The organism is Ornithinicoccus hortensis (assembly GCF_006716185.1).
In the GTDB taxonomy this organism is placed as follows: Bacteria; Actinomycetota; Actinomycetes; order Actinomycetales; family Dermatophilaceae; genus Ornithinicoccus; species Ornithinicoccus hortensis.
The window spans coordinates 853,506-872,711 of sequence record NZ_VFOP01000001.1; the positions used below are offsets into that span (position 1 = coordinate 853,506).

Below are 19,206 nucleotides of genomic sequence, written 5' to 3' on the forward strand. Positions count from 1 at the left end.
GTGAGCCCGGTCGGAGGGTTCATTCCTGACTGCGACGACCGGCCAGCCCGACCAGGCCCACCAGCACCAGGAGGGCGCCCACCCCCGCGAAGGCGAGGGGTGCGGCATACCTCCAGTCCACGGTGATGTCCACGAACTGCAGGGTGAGCGCGCCGGCGGCCACCGCCAGACAGACGACTCCGAAGGCCACGGTGCCCCAGGCCGGCCCGGTGGGTGCCGGGATCCGCTCCGGCTGCGGGGGTGGGGGCGTCGGGTCGGCGTCGGTCGTGGCTCCCGGGTGGTCCCTGCCGCCCGAGCCGGAGGACGCCCAGCCATCGGTGGGTTCCTCGGCCGCGGGAGGCCCGGGCACCTCCCGGGTCCGGTCGTCATCGGCGGCGACCTGTCGCCACTCCGGGATCTCGGTGCGCTCGACCGGGAAGTCCGGGGTCTCCGCGTGCGGTCGGAGCTGGTTGTCGTCGTTCATCATCCTCAGTTCCTCTCCACCGTGACCTGGCCGATGCCCACCTGGGCGTCGATCACGAGATCCACCGGACCGTCGCCGACGACGAGGTCCTCGTTGACGTTGAGCCCGCCGGTGACCGAGAACCCCTGGTCCTGGAAGGGCGGGCCGCTCAGGTTGACCGTCCCGATGCCGGAGCCGGCCTCGATCCGGACGGTCAGGTCCTCGGGCAGTTGGATGCGCAGGTGGCCGACGTTCACATCGGCCCGGATCGTCTCTCCGTCGACCGCGTCCGGGTCCAGCCCGGTGAGGTCGAGGATGCCCTCGCCCGCACCGAGGGCGAACTGCTCGCCCGCCGTGACGCTGGTCGGTCGCCAGGTGTCCTGGCCGACCCGGGTCGAGACCTGGTAGTCGTCCGGCAGCGGGGCGAAGGCGACCGTCCCGACCAGGCTGACCAGGGCCAGGAACCCGACCCACCCGCTGTGGCGTCCGGCGGCCCCGAGCCCCAGGACGACCACGGCCAGCACTGCCAGAGCCCCTGCGCAGGCGAGCGCCAGGGTGTTGCCGGGCAGGTCGTACTGCGCCCCCGCCCACAGCAGGCCGCCGAAGGTGAGCATGGCCAGTCCGGTCGCGATGAGTCCCGTCGTGGCGCCGGCCGTCTTGCGGCGCTCGCGGATCGGACGCGGTGGTGCGGGCTGCCGGGGTGGCCGCGGCGGGGTTGCGGTGCCGCGCCGGGGCGGCCGGGGTCCGTCGGGGGCGCCCACGGCACCCGCCCAGCCCGGACCGGTGTCCTGGGAGCCCGCCCAGCCCGGACCGGTCTGCTGCGAGCCGGTCCAGCCTGCACCGGTGGTCTCGTGCCGGAACGTGCCGCCACGGTTCGGGTCGGACCCGTCGAGCACCCCGGTCGAGCGCAGCAGCATGACGACGCCGATCACGACGGCGACCGTGAGCACCACGGAGGCGAACCACCAGCCGCCGCCCCACCAGCCACCGGGACCGCCCCACCAGGGCAGGATCCCGATCGTGGCGAAGGTGGTGACCACCAGCAGCAGGATGGACTCCCCGCGGCCCTCCCGGAGGCCCTGCTCCAGGTGGGTGCGCTCGGACCGGTCCGGCACCAGCAGCCAGGCCCAGAGGTAGAGCGCGACGCCGAAGCCGAAGATCAGTGCCGCCACCACGAAAGCGATCCGGATCACCAGCGGGTCCAGCCCGAAACGTCGCGCGGTCCCGGCGGCCACACCCCCGATCCAGGCGTCGGGGTCGCGGCGCAGGTCGATCCGGCGCAACGCGTCGAAGAAGGAGTCGGTGCCGGGGTGGTGCCCCTGGCCCCCAGGTGTGTTCGTCATACCCCCACGGTGCCGGTTGCGGGCCGACCCTCGCCATGAGGGGCGACCCTGACCGGACCCTGGCCGCACCCTGAGTTCGGTCGATCACGGTGGGACCAGCGCCCACGGTGGGACAGGATGGAGGGGTGCAGACCATCGACCATCCCCGCCCGCCGCTGCGGCGCGCCGTGCACGGGCGCGAGCTGGCGGGTGTCTGCGCGGGACTGGCCGAGCACCTCGGGCTGCACCCGAACGCGCTGCGGGTGGGCTTCGTCCTGCTGGCGTTCGCCGGGGGCCTGGGCTTCCTCGTGTATGGCGTGCTGTGGGCCACTGTCGCCGAGGACCCCGGGGAGCGACCGGGCCGGGAGACGGGGGAGGAAGCCGCGCAGGGTGGCCCGACCGGCTGGTTGGGGGACCGCCTGCGGGTCCCGGACTCCGCGCTCTGGGTGCTGTTCATCGGGGTGGCGCTGATCGTCACCGGCGCCGTGTTCGGGTTGCAGGGCCTGGGGGTGAACCTGCGGCTGGACCTCACCATCCCGTTCCTGGTGGTGGCCCTCGGCGCGGTGTTCGCCTGGTCCCAGCTGGACGAGGCGACGCGTCGTCGCTGGGTGCCCGGTGAAGGCCCGCAGCGGAACCAGGCGGTCACCCGGCTCGCGATCGGGGTGGCCATCGCCGTCGTCGGGCTGATCATGGTGGTGAGCCGCGACCAGGGCCTGGGCGAACTGTGGGACATGGCCGTCGCGGTGCTCGTCGTCCTGGTCGGGGTGACCCTCATCGTCGCCCCCTACGCCATGCGGCTGTGGCGCGACCTGCGCCGGGAGCAGACCGAGCGGATCCGTGCGACAGAGCGGGCCGACATCGCCGCCCACCTGCACGACTCGGTGCTCCAGACGCTGGCGCTGATCCAGCGCCGCGCGGACGACCCGGCCCAGGTCAACCGGTTGGCCCGGGCCCAGGAACGGGAGCTGCGCAACTGGCTGTATGCCGGACCCTCTGGCAGCGACAGCAGCCTCGCCTCGGCCATCACCGCCGTTGGCCACGAGGTCGAGGACCTGCACGGCGTGCCGATCGAGGTCGTGGTGACCGGCGACCGTGACCTCGACCAGACCGGAAACGCCCTGGTCAGCGCGCTGCGCGAGGCGATGACCAACGCAGTACGGCACGGCGCCCCACCGGTCTCCGCCTACGTCGAGGTCGGGCCGTCCGGGGTGGAGGCCTTCGTGCGCGACCACGGGCCCGGCTTCGACCCGGAGGCGGTGTCGCCCGACCGGCTCGGGGTCCGGGAGTCCATCCTGGGCCGGATGCAGCGGCACGGCGGCACGGCCCGGATCCGGAGACTGGACCACGGCACCGAGGTGAGCCTGACCCTGCCCGGTGCGAGTCCCCATACGCAGAGCGACGAAGGAGCACCCTGATGACCGCACCGATCCGGCTCGTCCTGGTCGACGACCACCACATGTTCCGCTCGGGGGTGAAGGCCGAGCTCGGGGAGGCGGGCGTGACCGGCGGCGGGCGCCCGCTGGAGGTCGTCGGCGAGGCCGGCAACGTCGACTCGGCCGTCTCCGTGATCACCCAGACCCGGCCCGACGTGGTGCTGCTCGACGTCCACCTGCCAGGCGGCAACGGCAAGGGCGGTAGCGACGTGATCACCGGCTGTCCCGGGGCGCTGAGCGAGTCCGGTGGGCCGGTGCGCTTCCTGGCACTGTCGGTGTCCGACGCCGCCGAGGACGTCATCGCGGTCATTCGGGCCGGCGCCCGTGGGTACGTGACCAAGACGATCAGCGGCACCGAGCTGGCGGGTGCGATCGGACGCGTGGCCGACGGGGACGCGGTGTTCAGCCCACGGCTGGCGGGCTTCGTGCTCGACGCGTTCGGCGCCGCGGCCGGTGAGATCGCGGAGGTCGACGAGGAGCTGGACCGGCTCAGCGCGCGGGAGCGCGAGGTGATGCGGCTCATCGCGCGCGGCTACCAGTACAAGGAGGTCGCCAAGGAGCTCTTCATCTCGGTGAAGACCGTGGAGACCCACGTCTCCTCCGTGCTGCGCAAGCTCCAGCTGTCCTCGCGGCACGAGCTGACCGCCTGGGCGATGGGCCGGCGCCTGCTCTGAAGCTGGGGCCGCTTTGCCGCTGTCCCGGCGCCCCTCGAGCCAAGGCGCAGGATTTGTGTGGAACCAAATGGGGGCTATAGGCCCCACAAGTTTCCACGCGAGTTGTGTCCGACCCGGGACCGCCGGCCTCAGACTCCGCTCACCCTCAGTCTTGCTCCGAGCCTGGGTCCGCTACGCCAAGGTGTTGACCCGGGTCCGGTCGCAGCCGCCGCCCGCGTGCGGGGTTGGTGTGGAAACAAGTGGGGGCTATGGGCCCCAAAAGTTTCCCCACAGCCGGCGCCAGTGGCCGGGAGCGCGTCAGTACACGGTCTGCGCCAGGGACCGGAGCGGTCACCAGCCAGTCAGCGCCAGGGGCCGGGGGCGCGTCACCAGTTGGTGATCCGGCCACCCTCCATGGTCGCCAGGTCGAACCGGGAGAGGCCCTCGTAGTCGACGGCGAAGAGTTGGTCGCCGACGACCAGGACCCGGGCGGGGCCCTCGCCCCAACTGCCCTTCGCGGTCGTGGCCCGGGGCCCCTCGGTGAGGACGGACCCGTCGATGGTGCCGGTGAGCACGCCGCCGAAGTTCTCCTTCTCGTCCTCGGCCCAACTGTTGGCCGGAAGGAAGACCTGACCCGTGGCGGGCCAGAAGAGGAAGGCCCGGTGGTCCCACTCGATCGGGGAGTAGGTGTCCGCCCAGGACAGCAGGCCTACCCGTTGCGGGTCCGAGGGGTCGGCGATGTCGAACAACGAGACCTGCAGCCCCTCGGTCGCGCCGGTCTCGACGTCGGCGCCCTGCCCGACCCCGAGGAGCAGGTCCTCCCCGACCGGGTGCAGGTATGCCGAATAGCCGGGGATCTTGAGCTCGCCCAACAGCGCGGGAGCCGTGGGGTCGGAGGTGTCCACCAGGTAGAGCGGGTCGACCTGGCGGAAGGTGACCACGGCGGCCAGGTCCGCGGACAGGTAGCGCACCGCGTGGATCTGCTCGGTCTTGCCGAGCCCGTCGACCCGGCCGGTCTCGACCAGTTCGTTGCCCTCCTCCCGGAGCACAATCAGGGCGGACTCGGAGTCCGGCGACTGCCCCCAGGTGTCCCCGGTGGTGGTCGCCACCCGGATGGTGCCGTCCTGCTCGTCGAGGGCGAACTGGTTCAGCAGCCAGCCCTGCACCGTCCCCGAGGCGACGTAGTCGGTCGCGGCGGGGTCGCTGATGTCGAAGGTGTGCAGGTCGGTGGCGCTCTCGGGGGGCTCGGCCAGGTCGGTCGCCCAGCCCATCGACCAGAGGTCCCAGGGGCTGGTGGCGACGACGAGGCGGTCGTGGGAGGCGTAGACGGTCTGGCCCGAGGCCACGAGTCCGGTGCCCGTGGTGGGCTCGAGGGCGTCGGTGGTGAGGTCGAAGGTCAGGACCGACAGGGTCGAGAGGCCGCTGAACTGCCGCGGGCTCGAGATGTCCGCGCAGTCGAGCACGGGGCGGGTTTCTTGCACGGCGCCCGTGGCGTCCAGCACCTGCAGGTGGGGCACCCAGTCCTCGATGGTGCTCCTGGCGATGATCGCCCGGTTGGCCTCCTCGGCTGCCGCTTCCGAGGCCATCGACCCGGTCCGGGGGTAGTTCAGGGCCAACCCCTGCGGTGGGGTCACCATCACCATCCGCACCGAGCCGTCGATCATCCGGGCCGACCGGTAGTCGCCCTCCAGCCGGATCGAGCCCCGGACCTCGGGCGCAGCCGGGTCGGACAGGTCGATCCGGGTGACCACGGTCCGGGTGGACGGGAAGGCGGGCATCGTGTCCTCAGCGTGGCCCTGGTACCAGTCGGACCACTGGCCGGACAGCACGAGCAGGTCGTCGCCGTGCAGGAGCAGTTCGCCGGCGTAGGAGTTCCTGCCCGGCACCGGGATGGTGGACAGCAGGTCGCCACTGTCCACGTCGACGACCCGGACGGTGCCGTCCAGCGAGGTCACGATGATCTCCCCGTCGGTCTTGACCGTGTCGGCCTCGTCCACCCCGACTTCCTGGTTGTTGGTGCCCGAGTAATCCTCGCCGCTGCTGAGCGCGACGGCCGACTCCTGGAAGCCCCCGGCCTCCTCGGCCCCGTCGGCGGAGGCGGCCAACGCGTCGTCGCCGTACCCGACGCCGCCCCCGAACCCGTAGGGGCCGACCAGGTCCGAGGCGTTGTCCTGGAAGTAGCCGAGCAGGTCCGTGCAGTCGGTGAACGGGGTCAGCAGGGCACCGCCCAGCACTCTCGTGGTGAGCTGCGGCGCGGCCGAGCAGCCGGCCAGCAGCAGGGGGACGACGGTCAGTGACGCGAGGGCTGGGCGAAGGCGCATGGCGGGCTCCACGGTGAGTGCCGGTGCTGACCTCGGTATGACGCGGGTCACGGTGCTCCGGTTCCCACCGGTTCGGCTCCGTTTCCGACCGGTCTGCGGCGGGCTGCGGGAGGTGGCTCGAGGAAGGTGTCAGGCGGCGCTCTGGGGCGTCGCCCGACGGTGATGCACCAGGGCCAGCACGATCCCGAGGACCAGGATCGCGCCGGACAGGAGCAGCCCGGAGCCGAGGTCGTGGGTGCGGTCCGAGACCCACCCGGTGAGCGACGGGCCGACGGTCTGGCCCAGCCCGAAGGCCACCGTCGCGAAGCCCAGACCGGCCGTCCAGTGCGGCTGCGGCAGCGTCTCGCGGACGCTGATGCTGATGGCGGTCACGCAGGCCAGGAAGGTGCCACCGACCAGGACGCCGGACAGGTAGGCCGCGGCCGTCCCGCCGACGAAGACCGGCAGCACCGTCCCGACGGTGAGCACGGACAGCACCACCGCCATGCCCCGGGCGCCGCCGACCCGGCCGAAGACCGGGCCCCAGCCGGGCGAGAGCCACGCGGCGACCCCCACCAGCACCCAGAAGCCCGCGATCAGCGGACCGCTCATCCCGCTGTCGGCGAGGAAGGCGGTCATGAAGGTGAGGTAGGCGATGTACCCCAGCCCGAAGCAGGTGTAGGCGGCGACGACCCAGCCGATGGCGCCCCGGTCCCACCGGGCCGCGCCGGGGGACGCGGGGGCGGGGTCACGCACGCCGCGCGCACTGACCGTGGCCAGGAGGGAGGCGAGCAGGGAAAGGACGCCCAGCACCAGCCAGCCCTGGCGCCACCCCGTGCCCCCCGTCGCAGACAGCACCCACGGGACCAGCACCCCGGCCAGGGCGATGCCGGCCCCGACGCCGCCGTAGTAGACGCCCAGCATGAGGGCGGCACGGCCGCGGGTGGCCCGGTGGCTGGCCTCGGCGACCAGCCCGCCGCCGATGACGAAGGCCAGCCCCCCGCCGAACCCGGCGGCCAGGCGCACGAGCAGCAGCACGGCATACCAGTCGCTGGCGGCGGTGAGGGCGATCGCGACCGTCGTGGTCCACACCCCCCACAGGAACACCCGCCGGGAGCCGAGGCGCCGGGCGAGCGGCGCGGCGATCACGGCCCCCAGGAGGTAGCCGGCCGCGTTGGAGGTGTTCATCGCGCCGGCCTGCGCGTAGCTCCACGCCAGCTCCTCCCGCATGGAGGGCAGCAGCATGGCGTAGGCGAACCGGGCCAGGCCGAGCGCGATCAGCGGCCCGGCGGACAGGCCGAGGGCCACGGCCGTGCTGCCGTGACCCTCCTGCCGTGTCGGACCCGTCGTCATCCGGACGGTTCAGACACCGCTCACGGCGAAGTACGTTCGCCGCTCACGGGCCCGACCGTGCTGGTCGTAGTCGATGAAGTCGGCGAAACCGAGGGTGCGCTCCGTCCCGTCCTTCAGGCGCCCGGTGAAGCTGCCGCGGACGGCCACGGAGGAGCCGTCCACCACGAGCTCGTCCAACGTATGCCGACCCTCGGCGATCACCCGTTCGCCACCGTAGAACTCGGCCAGGGCGGCACGACCGACCATCGGTTCGTAGCCGGGACGGTGGTAGACGGCGTCGTCGGCGAACCAGTCGAGGACGCCCTCGACGTCGTTGGCGTCGACGGTCGCGTAGTAGTGGCGGGTGCGTTCGGCCAGGTCCATCAGTGGTCCTCTCGTGCGGTGGCGAGGCGGCGGGCCGCACGGTCTCGGGCGGCATCCTCCGGGGTCAGGTCGCGGTCCTCCGCCTCGGCGAGGATGTCGGTGACCCGGTCGCCGATCTCCTCCAGGGCGGTGCTGAGCTGTATGTCGGACCAGCCGGCGATCCCGGCGTGCACCTGGATGACGCCGCCGGCGTTCGCCACGAAGTCCGGCACGACCGTCACCCCGGCGGCGCGCAGCGCAGCCCCGGCCTCCGGGGAGTCCAGGGTGTCGTTGGCGGCGCCCGCGACCACCCGGGCGCGGACCTTCCCGACGTTGTCGACCGTGAGGACGCGGGCGATCGCGCACGGGGCGAAGACGTCGCAGTCGGTGAACGGCGCCTCCGCGGGGTCGACCACGGTGCTGCCGCTCCCGAGTTCCTCGGCGAGGGCGTCCGCCCTGGCTGCGTCGATGTCGGCGACCGCCACGACCGCGCCGTCCGCGGCCGCCTGCCGGGCCAGGCTGGCGCCGACGTGACCGGTGCCCTGCACGGTCACCCGCACCCCGTCCATGTCGCGGCCCAGGGCGTGCCGCACACCGGCCCGCATGGCCGCGTAGACCCCGCGCGCGGTGTACGGGCCCGGGTCGACCTCGTCGCAGAACGCCCTGGCGCCGCGGGACTCGATGAGGCGCATGTCCTGCGGGGTGGTGCCCATGTCGACGCCGGGGACGTAGCTGCCGGCGGTCCGGGCCACGAAGTCACCGAACCGGGCCAGCACGGCCTCCCGTTCGGCACCCTGGAGCGGCAGGTCGCCGGTGGCCATGATGACGGACTTGGCGCCGCCGTAGGGCAGGTTGGCGAGGGCGTGCTTGAGGGTCATCGCCGCCGCCAGGCGTTGGGCCTCCACCACGGCGGCCGCGGGTGAGGGATACCAGCGCCACCGGGTGCCGCCGAACCCGGGGCCCAGGGTGGTGTCGTCGATCGCGATCACTGCCCGGAGGCCGACCGTGTCGTCCCGGCAGGTGATCACCTGCTCGGAGGCGAACAACTCGGGGTCCGCCTGTCCGGGGTTCGTGCGTTGGCTGCCCATATCGGCATCCCATCACACGCGGTCCGGCCGGGTCAGTCGGGCTCTGCGTCCCACGGGTAGCCGTGGTCGAGGAAGGCACGACGCACGACCGCCTTGCCGCCCTCGACGTCCCCCTTGAACAGGGTCCTGCCATGCTCGGTCTCCATCACCACGGAGCTGCCGTCCCGGTACACCGTCGCGACCTGCTCCCGCCGGATGGTGCGCTGCTGACCCTTCTGCTCGACCCGGATCTGCGCGGCGTCGATGTGCAGCACGGGGGAGTCGTGGATGACGTAGAGGCCGAAGACCGCGCCGAGGGCGAGGCCGGCGAGCGGGACCACCCACGCGGCCCAGGGCTGGTCGGCCGAGGCGATGAGCTCCAGCGGGCCCTGGAAGGGTGCCCACGGAAGTCCGGCCACCCATCCCGCCAACGGACGGATCACCAGTCCGAGGACCAGGCCCGCGAGCCCGAAGCCTCCGACCACCATCAGGTGGGCGCCTCGATCGAACCCCAGTCGTGTCGGTGCTGTCCCCATGGCCTCATTCCACCACGGACAGCGTCGCGGACGGCTGACCCGACCGCGACGATGCCGTGCAGGTCAGAGGTTGATCATGTGGCCGGCGATGCCGTGCAGCGCCTCCTTGACGGCCTCGCCCAGCGTCGGGTGGGCGAAGACGACGCGGGACAGCTCGTCCGCGGTCAGGTCCCAGGTCTGCGCAGCGTTCAGGATCGGCAGCAGCTCGGTGGCGTCCGGGCCGATGATGTGCGCACCGATGATCTCGTTGTGCTCGGCGTCGGCCACGATCTTGGCGAACCCGACACCGGCACCCAGACCCATCGCCTTGCCGTTGGCCGAGAACGGGAACTTGGCGACCTTGACCTGGTAGCCCTTCTCCTTGGCCTGCTCCTCGGAGTAGCCCATCGAGGCGATCTGCGGGTGGCAGTAGGTCGCGCGCGGGATGAAGTCGAAGTCGATCTCCTGGGTCTCCTCGCCCGCGAGGGTCTCGGCGGCGACGATGCCCATGGCCTCCGCCGTGTGCGCCAGCATCAGCTTGCCGGTGACGTCGCCGATCGCGTAGACCCCGTCGACGTTGGTGCGGCCGCGGCTGTCGACCTTGATGGCGCCGCGCTCGGTCGTCTCGACCCCGATCGCGTCCAGGCCGTACCCCTCCAGGCGCGGCGCGAAGCCGATCGCCGAGAGCAGGCGGTCGGCCTCGAGCACCTGGGAGTCCCCGCCGGAGGCCGGGGAGACGGTGACCTTGACGCCGCTGCCGGTGTCCTCGACGGACTCCACCTTGGTGGAGGTCAGCACCTTCACACCGAGCTTCTTGTAGTGCTTGGCCAGCTCCTTGGAGACCTCGGCGTCCTCGGTGGGCACCATCCGGTCCAGGAACTCCACGATCGTCACGTCGACGCCGAAGTTGGCCAGCACGTAGGCGAACTCGACACCGATCGCCCCGGACCCGGCGATGATGATGGACCCCGGCAGGTCGGCGTCGAGGATCTGCTCCTCGTAGGTCACCACGTTGTCGCTGACCTGCACGCCCGGGATCATCCGGGTGGTCGCGCCGGTGGCCAGGATCAGGTGGTCGTAGGTCAGTTCCTGGGAGCCGCCGTCGTTGAGCTCGACGGTCATCGAGGTCGGCGAGGTCAGCGTGCCCCAGCCGTCGACCTCGGTGATCTTGTTCTTCTTCATCAGGAAGTGGACGCCCTTGACGATCCCGGCGGACACGTCCCGGCTGCGCTTGTGGGTCGGGCCGAAGGACATCGTGGCCTCGCCCTCGATGCCGTACTTGGCCTTCTCGTGGTGCAGCGTGTGCGCCAGCTCGGCGTTCTTCAGCAGGGCCTTGGACGGGATACAGCCGACGTTGAGACAGACACCACCCCAGTACTTCTTCTCCACGACTGCGACCTTCTTGCCCAGCTGGGACGCGCGGATCGCCGCAACGTACCCGCCGGGTCCGGCTCCGAGGACAACGACGTCAAAGTGATCGGCCATGGCGACAGTATGCCGTCCGGACGGAACCCGCGTCAGGTGCGGGTCGAGCGTGTTCGGCCCGTCCGGGAACGTTCGGGATCGTTCGCCGGTGTCCCCGGGGCGGCCCAGACTGTGGGGACGACGCGCAGTGCGGCGTGTCTACATCTCCCGAGCGAGGGCGGCACCCGGGTCCCGGAGTCAGCACCGGGTCGGGTGTCGAGGCACCGGACGCGTTCTTGGGGAGTCACGCCCCCGGTCCAGCGGCAACCGCCGCGAGCCGGAGGAGTGGCAGCGCCGGTGCGCAGCCTCGCCCGGAGCGTGAGGCCCGTGCGGCCTCCGGCGCACCGCTGTCGGGACCACACCGGTCCCGGCAGCGGTGCGTCCGGGTCACTGGAGGAGGTCGAGATGGGCGTCGTACCACCGGGTCCGGTGCTGCCGCAGGGGGGCAGCACCGGGGGCCGGGTCGCCTATGCTGCTGCCCGGAGCCTCCAGCTGGGAGTGGGTGGGAAGCATGACCTCGTCGTCCCCGGTCACCGACCGGGCCCCCGTCCCGCTGGCCGCCACCTCCATCGACGACCTCGTCGCCGCGCTGCGGGGGTTGCGCGGCTGGGCCGGCAACCCGTCCTACGCCACGCTGGCCAAGCGGGTCGCGCAGGCGCGGCTGGCCCGGGGTGTCCCGCCGAGCGAGGCCACGCCAGGGCGGGTGACCGTCTACGACTGCTTCCGGGAGGGGCGGCGTCGGTTGGACTCCGACCTGGTGATCAGCCTGGTGGCGGTGCTGGGGGCGGACCGGGAGGCGCAGGCGGTGTGGCGCCAGGCGATCCGTAGGGTGCTGATGCCCGGTGCGGGCCCGGTGCAGGCCGAGGCCGTGCTGCACCCGGCGCCCCCGGAGGCCTTCGTCGGCAGGGAGAGGGCGCTGGCGGAGCTGGCCCGGCTGCTGGACGGTTCCGGGGTGGGCGCGGTCGTGCTGGACGGTATGCCGGGCGCCGGGAAGACCTCGCTGGCGGTCCGGGCTGCGCACGACCTGAGTGCGCGGCTGGGCGCCCCCGACCCCGTCCTGGTCAACCTGCGCGGCTTCTCCGCCGACCGGCAACCGGTGGACCCGGACTCCGTCGCGGACGCGTTGTTGCGGGCGCTGTCCCCGGGGGAGGTGCCGGTGGCCGGGCAGCGGTTCGCCGCGTTGCAGGCCCTGCTCGCCCGGGAGCCGGTGGTGCTGATCCTGGACAACGCCGCCACCGCGGACCAGGTGGCGCCCCTGCTGCCCCCGCCCGGCGGTCCGAGCCGGGCCCTCGTCACGACCCGGCAACAGCTGCCCGGTCTGGACCGGGGCGTGCGCCGGCTCCAGCTCGGCGCCCTCGACCCCGCCGGGGCGCGGGAGGTGCTGATCGCGGCGGCCGGCCAGCCGCTGCCCGACGACGCCGCGGTGGAGGGGCTGGCCCGCCTGGCGGGCTACCTCCCGCTCGCGCTGTCCCTGATGGGCCGCCGGGTCGCGGCCCGTCCCGACTGGCCGCTGGGTGACCACCTCGCGTCCTACCGGGAGCGGTTGGACCGGCTGCAACTGGACGACGGTGTGGAGGTCGCCCTCGGGGTCTCGTATGCCGCGCTCGCGGAGGGCGACCGGCACGTGCTGCGCGCCTGCGCCCGGCACCCGGGACAGACCTTCGGCGCGGATGCCGTCGCCGCGCTCACCGACACCGCGCCCACCGGCAGCACGCCCGACAGCGGAGACGCGACCACCGACGGACTCCGGCCGGCGCTCGATCGCCTCGTCGCGGCGAGCCTGCTCCGGGAGACCGGTCGCGACCGCTGGGAACTGCACGACCTCGTGCGCACGTTCGCTGCAGCCCGCTCGGTGGAGGAGGACGCCCCGTCCACGCGGAACCGGGCGACACGGCGGCTGTGCGACCGGTACCTCGAGCAGGCGACGGAGGCCGTGGCCGCCCTCCACCCGCAGGCGGTCGACGACTGGGGGTGGGTCGACCGTGCCGAGCTGACGCCGTGGGAGGTGGGCGAGGCCCGGGACTGGCTGGACGCCGAGCGGGTCAACCTGCTGGCCTGTGCGGGATGGGCCTCGCGGCACCGGGTGGACCTGCCCGCGGTCCGGTTCGCGGCCGTCCTGGCGCACGACCTGTGGCAGCGCGGCGACGTCGAGACCACCCTGGAGGTGCACCGCGCCGCCATCGCCTCGGCCGCCGCGCTCGACGACGCGCCCGGGGAGGCGCTGGCCCACCGGAACACCGGCAACACGCTGCTGCGCGCGGGCCGGTTCGAGCCGGCCCGACCGCATCTGGACCAGGCCCTGCGCCTGTTCCAGACGGCCGGGCACCCGGGCGGCGAGCAGTCCACGCTGTCCTCGCTGGCGATCCTGGCCAGCGCCATCGGGGACCAGGCCGGAGCGATCGACACCTTCCGCCGGCTCGTCGCACGGTTGCGGACGAGCGAGGAGCCGGGGGAACGCCTGGCGATCGCGCTGAGCAACCTGGCGGTGGCGCTGATCCGGGACGACCGGAGGGCGGAGGGTCTGGCCCTGCTGGAGGAGTCGGCCGAGCTCGCCGCCCGGCACGGCTGGGCCGAGCGCGAGCGGAACGCACTGAGCAACATGGCCTACCTGCTGGTCGAACACGGCCGGCCGCAGGAGGGACTGGACGCCGCCGAGCGCGCCCTGGAACTGTCCGAGGAGGCGGACGACCCGGTGTCCGTCGGCTATGCCCGGAGCAACCTCGGGGTGGTCCTCGAGCACCTCGGGCGGCGGGACGAGGCGGATCAGCAGTGGCGGGCCGCGCTCGCCGCCGGGCGGTCCCTGGACAGTCCCGAACTGGTCGCCTCCGTGCTCAACCACATCGGCGACGGGCACCGTGGGAGAGGGGATCTCGAGGGCGCGCGGACGGCATACGAGCAGGCGTTGGCCGTGGCCGAGGAGATCGCCGAGGCGACCGAGACGGCCCGGGCCCGGGAGGGGTTGGCCGCCGTGTCGGACGCGGTCGCCGACCCCGTCACCGACATCGTGTGACCCGCGTCACGCTTGACAGAACCCATCACATGGGGTCATGGTTGCCCCATGCATCTCAGCATCGTACTTATTACCAAGGGGCGCGTCAGCCGGTAGCCATACCGAGACGCGTCCTCCCTCCGTTTGCCCACCGGGCCGGAGGGTTTTTTGTTGCCCGGACAGAAACCACCACCCAGACCGACCACCGAGAAACGCCCCCGAGCACCACCCGCAGACGAGGAAGAACAGATGACCGCACAGACCGCCGTCGCTCAGGCGACCGGGGCACAGACCCTGGTCTCTACCCTGCAGAGCGTCGGGGTAGAGCACATCTTCGGCCTACCCGGAGGGGCGGTCCTCCCGCTCTACGACGCGCTGTACCAGGCGCCGGGCCTGCGGCACGTCCTGGTCCGCCACGAGCAGGGCGCCGGCCACGCCGCCCAGGGCTACGCGATGGCCACCGGCAAGGTCGGCGTCTGCCTGGCCACGAGTGGCCCGGGTGCCACCAACCTGGTGACGCCACTGGCCGACGCCAACATGGACTCGGTGCCGATGGTGGCCATCACCGGCAACGTCCCCAGCGGCGCGATCGGCTCTGACGCCTTCCAGGAGGCCGACATCCGCAGCATCGCGATGCCGGTGACCAAGCACTCCTTCCTGGTGACCGACCCGGACCAGATCGCCGGCACCGTCCGTGCGGCCTTCCACCTAGCCGCCAGCGGCCGCCCCGGCCCCGTGCTGGTGGACGTCTCCAAGGACGCCTTCACCGCGCTGACCAGTGGGACCGAGGCGCCGTTGGCGATGACCGGCTACAACCCGCAGACCACGGCGGCACCCGAGGCGGTCCGGGACGCGGCCGCGATGGTGCGGGCCGCGCGCAAGCCGGTCCTGTACGTCGGGGGCGGCACCCTGAAGGCCGGGGCGCACGCCGAGCTGCGGGCCCTGGCAGACCTGACCGGGATCCCGGTCGTGACCACCCTGATGGCCAGGGGCGTGTTCCCGGACAGCCACCCCCAGCACATGGGGATGCCGGGGATGCACGGCTCGGTCACCGCGGTCGCGGCCCTTCAGAAGTCCGACCTGATCGTCAGCCTGGGCGCCCGCTTCGACGACCGGGTCACCGGTCAGCGCGAGTCGTTCGCCCCGCACGCCAAGGTGGTCCACGCCGACATCGACCCCTCGGAGATCAACAAGGTCCGGCACGCGGACGTCGCCCTGGTCGGCGACTGCAAGGAGACCATCGCCGCGCTGACCCAGGAACTGGTGGGTGGGGAGGGTGGGGCCGACTACGCCGAGTGGCTGGCCTTCCTGTCCCGGATGCGGATGCGGTACCCGGTCGGCTACGACATCCCCGCCGACGGGTCGGTCAGCCCGCAGCAGGTGATCGAGCGGATCGGTCAGATCGCCGGGCCGGATGCCGTCTACGCCTCCGGGGTCGGGCAGCACCAGATGTGGGCCGCGCACTTCCTGGGCTTCGAGAAGCCCCGCACCTGGCTGAACTCCGGTGGTCTGGGCACCATGGGGTATGCGGTCCCGGCCGCGATGGGCGCCAAGCTGGGCCGGCCGGAGGCCACCGTGTGGGCCATCGACGGCGACGGCTGCTTCCAGATGACCAACCAGGAGCTGGCCACCTGCGCCGTCGAGGGCATCCCGATCAAGGTCGCCGTCATCAACAACGGCGCCCTGGGCATGGTCCGCCAGTGGCAGACCCTGTTCTACGACCAGCGCTACAGCCACTCCACGCTGCACTCCACCCAGGTGCCCGACTTCGTCGGCCTGTCCCGGGCGCTGGGTTGCGTCGGCCTGCTCTGCGATCGCCCCGAGGACGTGGACGCCACGATCCACCGGGCGATGGAGATCGACGACCAGCCGGTCGTCGTGGACTTCCGGGTCAGCCAGGAGGCGCAGGTCTGGCCGATGGTCGCCTCCGGCACCAGCAACGACGCCATCCAGTACGCCAAGGGCATGGCCCCCGTCTTCGAGGAGGACGACTGATGACCACCCTGACCACCCGTCCCACCGACCGCACGACCCACCCCCGACCGCGCACCACCCCACGAGAGGCACCCGCCATGAGCCGTCACGCACTGTCCGTCCTGGTCGAGAACAACCCCGGGGTCCTGGCCCGGGTCTCGGTCCTGTTCGCCCGCCGCAGCTTCAACATCGACCACCTGGTGGTCGGCCCCACCCAGGACCCGAAGGTCTCCCGGATGACCATCGTGGTCAACGTCGGCGCCGAGCAGCTGCACAAGGTCACCAGCCAGCTGGACAAGCTGATCGAGGTGATCCACATCGAGGAGCTGGAGGACGCCACCGCGATCCGGGACCAGCTGTGGGCGATCAACGACAACGGCCCGCGGCCGGTCGGCGCGATGGCCGCCGCCTGGGGCTGAGCGACCCCCGGACCGGTCCCGCACACCACCTCGGGGTGCCGCTCCGTAGGGTGGGGTCGTCCCACCCGCCGCGCCCGACACCCACTGACAACCCCCTGAAGGAGCACCACCGCAATGGCGAAGATGTACTACGACGAGGACGCCGACCTCAGCCTCATCCAGGACCGTGCCGTCGCCGTCATCGGCTACGGCAGCCAGGGTCACGCGCACGCCCTCTCGCTGCGTGACTCCGGTGTCGACGTCCGCGTCGGACTGCCCGAGACCTCCAAGTCCCGCGCCAAGGCCGAGGCCGAGGGCCTGCGGGTGGTCACGCCCGAGCAGGCCGCCCAGGAGGCGGACCTGATCATGGTGCTCACCCCGGACCACACCCAGCGCACCCTCTACAAGGACGCCATCGAGCCCAACCTGAACGAGGGCGACGCGCTGTTCTTCAGCCACGGCTTCAACATCCGGTTCGGCTACATCACCCCGCCGGAGGGGGTGGACGTGTGCATGGTGGCCCCGAAGGGTCCGGGTCACCTCGTGCGCCGTGAGTATGTCGACGGTCGCGGCGTGCCGGTCCTGGTCGCCGTGGAGCAGGACGCCAGCGGGCAGGGACTCAACCTGGCCCTGTCCTACGCCTCCGCCATCGGCGGCCTGCGGGCCGGCGGGATCGAGACCACCTTCACCGAGGAGACCGAGACCGACCTGTTCGGCGAGCAGGCCGTGCTGTGCGGCGGCGTCTCCCAGCTGATCATGAAGGGCTTCGAGACCCTGACCGAGGCCGGCTACCAGCCCGAGGTCGCCTACTTCGAGTGCCTGCACGAGCTCAAGCTCATCGTGGACCTGATGTACGAGGGCGGCATCGCCAAGCAGCGCTGGTCGGTCTCCGACACCGCCGAGTACGGCGACTACGTCTCCGGCCCGCGGGTCATCGACGACGCGGTGAAGCAGAACATGCAGGCCGTCCTGGAGGACGTGCGCAACGGCGCCTTCGCCCAGCGGTTCATCGACGACCAGGACGCCGGGGCCCCCGAGTTCGCCAAGCTCCGCGGCGAGGCCGAGGCCCACCCGATCGAGAAGGTCGGCCGCGAGCTGCGGGACATGATGGCCTGGGTCAAGTCGCACGACTCCGACTACGTGGAGGGGACCGCAGCGCGGTGAGCACCCCCACGGACACGGACCCGGACACGCAGGACCCGACCACCGCGACGGCGCAGGCCGGCGGCGGTGCCGGCACCCGGCATACGGACGTCGACCCCAAGCCCCGCTCGCGCGACGTCACCGACGGGATGGAGCGGGCCGCGGCCCGCGGCATGCTGCGCGCCGTCGGGATGGGCGACGACGACTTCGCCAAGCCACAGGTCGGGGTGGGCAGCTCGTGGAACGAGATCACCCCGTGCAACCTGTCCCTGGACCGCCTGGCCAAGGCGGTCAAGGACGGCGTGCACGCGGCCGGTGGCTACCCGCTGGAGTTCGGCACCATCTCGGTCTCGGACGGCATCTCGATGGGGCACGAGGGGATGCACTACTCCCTGGTGTCCCGCGAGGTGATCGCCGACTCCGTGGAGACGGTGATGAGCGCGGAGCGGCTGGACGCCTCGGTGCTGCTGGCCGGCTGTGACAAGTCGCTGCCGGCGATGCTGATGGCGGCCGCACGGCTCGACCTGGCCTCGGTGTTCCTCTACGCCGGGTCGATCCTGCCGGGCATCGCCAAGCTGTCCGACGGGAGCGAGCGCGAGGTCACCATCATCGATGCCTTCGAGGCCGTCGGCGCCTGCGCCCGCGGCCTGATGTCGCGCGACGACGTCGACGCCATCGAGCGGGCGATCTGCCCCGGGGAGGGCGCCTGCGGCGGGTTCTACACGGCCAACACGATGGCGGCGGTGTCCGAGGCCCTGGGCATGTCGCTGCCCGGGTCGGCGGCCCCGCCCGCCACCGACCGGCGCCGGGACGGGTTCGCCCGCAAGTCCGGCGAGGCCGTGGTGGAGATGCTCCGGCAGGGCATCACCGCCCGGCAGATCCTGACCAAGGAGGCGTTCGAGAACGCGATCGCCGTGGTGATGGCCTTCGGCGGGTCGACCAACGCGGTGCTGCACCTGCTGGCGATCGCGCACGAGGCGGAGGTCGAGCTCACCCTGGAGGACTTCCGCCGGGTCGGCGCGAAGGTGCCGCACCTGGCCGACGTGAAGCCGTTCGGTCAGCACGTCATGGTGGACGTCGACCGGGTCGGTGGCATCCCGGTCGTGATGAAGGCGCTGCTGGACGCCGGGCTGATCCACGGCGAGTGCCTCACCGTGACCGGTCGGACGGTCGCCGAGAACCTTGCCGACATCGCCCCACCGGACCTGGACGGCAGCGTGTTGCGGGCGCTGGACAACCCGATCCACAAGACCGGCGGGCTGACCATCCTGCAGGGCACCCTGGCGCCCGGCGGGGCCGTCGTGAAGTCGGCGGGCTTCGACTCCGACGTCTTCCGCGGGACCGCCCGGGTCTTCGACCGGGAACGCCCGGCGATGGACGCGCTCGAGGACGGCACGATCGCCGCCGGCGACGTCGTCGTGATCCGCAACGAGGGACCGCAGGGCGGGCCCGGGATGCGGGAGATGCTGGCGATCACCGGCGCGATCAAGGGTGCCGGGCTGGGCAAGGACGTGCTGCTGATCACCGACGGCCGGTTTTCCGGCGGCACGACCGGCCTGTGCGTCGGACACATCGCACCCGAGGCCACCGAGTGCGGCCCGATCGCCCTCGTCGAGGACGGCGACGTCATCGAGCTGGACGTGGCCAAGGGCACCCTGGACCTGCACGTCGACGAGGCGACCCTGGAGCAGCGACGCGCGGCCTGGGTGGCCCCCGAGCCCCCGGAACGGGCCCGGCGCGGGGTGCTGGCCAAGTACAGCCGCCTGGTCGGCTCGGCCTCCTACGGGGCGGTCTGCGACTGACCGGTCCGA

The 19,206-nt window shown here is 72.3% G+C and carries 15 protein-coding genes; 7 read left to right on the forward strand and 8 right to left on the reverse strand.

Annotated features, from left to right (window positions below; translation table 11 throughout):
- Positions 1-19: 19 nt before the first annotated feature.
- Together FB467_RS03905 and FB467_RS03910 are read right to left on the reverse strand one after the other, a co-directional pair.
- A complete protein-coding gene (locus FB467_RS03905; RefSeq protein WP_153390368.1) occupies positions 20-466 on the reverse strand; it encodes a hypothetical protein in 447 nt (148 codons plus the stop codon).
- Positions 467-468: 2 nt separating this feature from the next.
- A complete protein-coding gene (locus FB467_RS03910) occupies positions 469-1,785 on the reverse strand; it encodes a PspC domain-containing protein (protein ID WP_141783927.1) in 1,317 nt (438 codons plus the stop codon).
- A 125-nt stretch (positions 1,786-1,910) separates the two neighbouring features.
- On the opposite strand from FB467_RS03910, the gene FB467_RS03915 reads away from it, so the two are divergent.
- Positions 1,911-3,179: an ATP-binding protein gene (locus FB467_RS03915; RefSeq protein WP_228393435.1), complete on the forward strand. Its 1,269-nt coding sequence runs from the start codon at positions 1,911-1,913 to the stop codon at positions 3,177-3,179.
- Positions 3,179-3,871: a LuxR C-terminal-related transcriptional regulator gene (locus FB467_RS03920; protein WP_141783928.1), complete on the forward strand. Its 693-nt coding sequence runs from the start codon at positions 3,179-3,181 to the stop codon at positions 3,869-3,871. Before FB467_RS03915 ends, FB467_RS03920 begins: the two co-directional genes overlap by 1 nt.
- 365 nt (positions 3,872-4,236) lie before the next feature.
- Here FB467_RS03920 and FB467_RS03925 read toward each other — a convergent pair whose 3' ends face one another.
- From FB467_RS03925 to lpdA, 6 genes are all read right to left on the reverse strand, one after another.
- Positions 4,237-6,171, reverse strand: a complete 1,935-nt coding sequence (locus FB467_RS03925) for a beta-propeller domain-containing protein (RefSeq protein ID WP_141783929.1) — start codon at positions 6,169-6,171, stop codon at positions 4,237-4,239.
- A gap of 129 nt (positions 6,172-6,300) precedes the next feature.
- Positions 6,301-7,503, reverse strand: coding sequence for a YbfB/YjiJ family MFS transporter (locus tag FB467_RS03930; RefSeq protein ID WP_141783930.1), 1,203 nt, complete (start codon positions 7,501-7,503; stop codon positions 6,301-6,303).
- Between the two features lie 9 nt (positions 7,504-7,512).
- Positions 7,513-7,866: a nuclear transport factor 2 family protein gene (locus tag FB467_RS03935; RefSeq protein ID WP_141783931.1), complete on the reverse strand. Its 354-nt coding sequence runs from the start codon at positions 7,864-7,866 to the stop codon at positions 7,513-7,515.
- Positions 7,866-8,933: a Glu/Leu/Phe/Val dehydrogenase dimerization domain-containing protein gene (locus FB467_RS03940; RefSeq protein ID WP_141783932.1), complete on the reverse strand. Its 1,068-nt coding sequence runs from the start codon at positions 8,931-8,933 to the stop codon at positions 7,866-7,868. Before FB467_RS03940 ends, FB467_RS03935 begins: the two co-directional genes overlap by 1 nt.
- 32 nt (positions 8,934-8,965) lie before the next feature.
- On the reverse strand, positions 8,966-9,448 hold the full coding sequence (locus FB467_RS03945; protein ID WP_141783933.1) for a YqeB family protein: 483 nt from the start codon (positions 9,446-9,448) through the stop codon (positions 8,966-8,968).
- A 63-nt stretch (positions 9,449-9,511) separates the two neighbouring features.
- A complete protein-coding gene (lpdA, locus tag FB467_RS03950) occupies positions 9,512-10,912 on the reverse strand; it encodes a dihydrolipoyl dehydrogenase (protein ID WP_141783934.1) in 1,401 nt (466 codons plus the stop codon).
- Between the two features lie 490 nt (positions 10,913-11,402).
- Here lpdA and FB467_RS03955 point away from each other — a divergent pair, with 490 nt between their 5' ends.
- From FB467_RS03955 to ilvD, 5 genes are all read left to right on the forward strand, one after another.
- On the forward strand, positions 11,403-13,901 hold the full coding sequence (locus FB467_RS03955; protein WP_141783935.1) for a tetratricopeptide repeat protein: 2,499 nt from the start codon (positions 11,403-11,405) through the stop codon (positions 13,899-13,901).
- Positions 13,902-14,048: 147 nt separating this feature from the next.
- Positions 14,049-15,875, forward strand: coding sequence for an acetolactate synthase large subunit (locus tag FB467_RS03960; protein WP_425325822.1), 1,827 nt, complete (start codon positions 14,049-14,051; stop codon positions 15,873-15,875).
- Positions 15,875-16,273: an acetolactate synthase small subunit gene (ilvN, locus tag FB467_RS03965; protein ID WP_228393323.1), complete on the forward strand. Its 399-nt coding sequence runs from the start codon at positions 15,875-15,877 to the stop codon at positions 16,271-16,273. The genes FB467_RS03960 and ilvN overlap by 1 nt, the downstream gene beginning before the upstream one ends.
- 114 nt (positions 16,274-16,387) lie before the next feature.
- Positions 16,388-17,416 carry a ketol-acid reductoisomerase gene (gene ilvC / locus FB467_RS03970; RefSeq protein ID WP_141783937.1) on the forward strand — a complete coding sequence of 343 codons (1,029 nt, stop codon included), beginning with the start codon at positions 16,388-16,390 and terminating at the stop codon, positions 17,414-17,416.
- A complete protein-coding gene (ilvD, locus tag FB467_RS03975) occupies positions 17,413-19,197 on the forward strand; it encodes a dihydroxy-acid dehydratase (RefSeq protein WP_228393324.1) in 1,785 nt (594 codons plus the stop codon). The genes ilvC and ilvD overlap by 4 nt, the downstream gene beginning before the upstream one ends.
- Positions 19,198-19,206: the final 9 nt, after the last annotated feature.

Bases quoted from the DNA above. Each gene is read 5' to 3' on its own strand.
- FB467_RS03905 (WP_153390368.1), bottom strand. From the start codon at position 466: ATGATGAACGACGACAACCAGCTCCGACCGCACGCGGAGACCCCGGAC.
- FB467_RS03910 (WP_141783927.1), bottom strand. From the start codon at position 1,785: ATGACGAACACACCTGGGGGCCAGGGGCACCACCCCGGCACCGACTCC.
- FB467_RS03920 (WP_141783928.1), top strand. From the start codon at position 3,179: ATGACCGCACCGATCCGGCTCGTCCTGGTCGACGACCACCACATGTTC.
- FB467_RS03925 (WP_141783929.1), bottom strand. From the start codon at position 6,171: ATGCGCCTTCGCCCAGCCCTCGCGTCACTGACCGTCGTCCCCCTGCTG.
- FB467_RS03930 (WP_141783930.1), bottom strand. From the start codon at position 7,503: ATGACGACGGGTCCGACACGGCAGGAGGGTCACGGCAGCACGGCCGTG.
- FB467_RS03935 (WP_141783931.1), bottom strand. From the start codon at position 7,866: ATGGACCTGGCCGAACGCACCCGCCACTACTACGCGACCGTCGACGCC.
- FB467_RS03940 (WP_141783932.1), bottom strand. From the start codon at position 8,933: ATGGGCAGCCAACGCACGAACCCCGGACAGGCGGACCCCGAGTTGTTC.
- FB467_RS03945 (WP_141783933.1), bottom strand. From the start codon at position 9,448: ATGGGGACAGCACCGACACGACTGGGGTTCGATCGAGGCGCCCACCTG.
- lpdA (WP_141783934.1), bottom strand. From the start codon at position 10,912: ATGGCCGATCACTTTGACGTCGTTGTCCTCGGAGCCGGACCCGGCGGG.
- FB467_RS03955 (WP_141783935.1), top strand. From the start codon at position 11,403: ATGACCTCGTCGTCCCCGGTCACCGACCGGGCCCCCGTCCCGCTGGCC.
- ilvN (WP_228393323.1), top strand. From the start codon at position 15,875: ATGACCACCCTGACCACCCGTCCCACCGACCGCACGACCCACCCCCGA.
- ilvC (WP_141783937.1), top strand. From the start codon at position 16,388: ATGGCGAAGATGTACTACGACGAGGACGCCGACCTCAGCCTCATCCAG.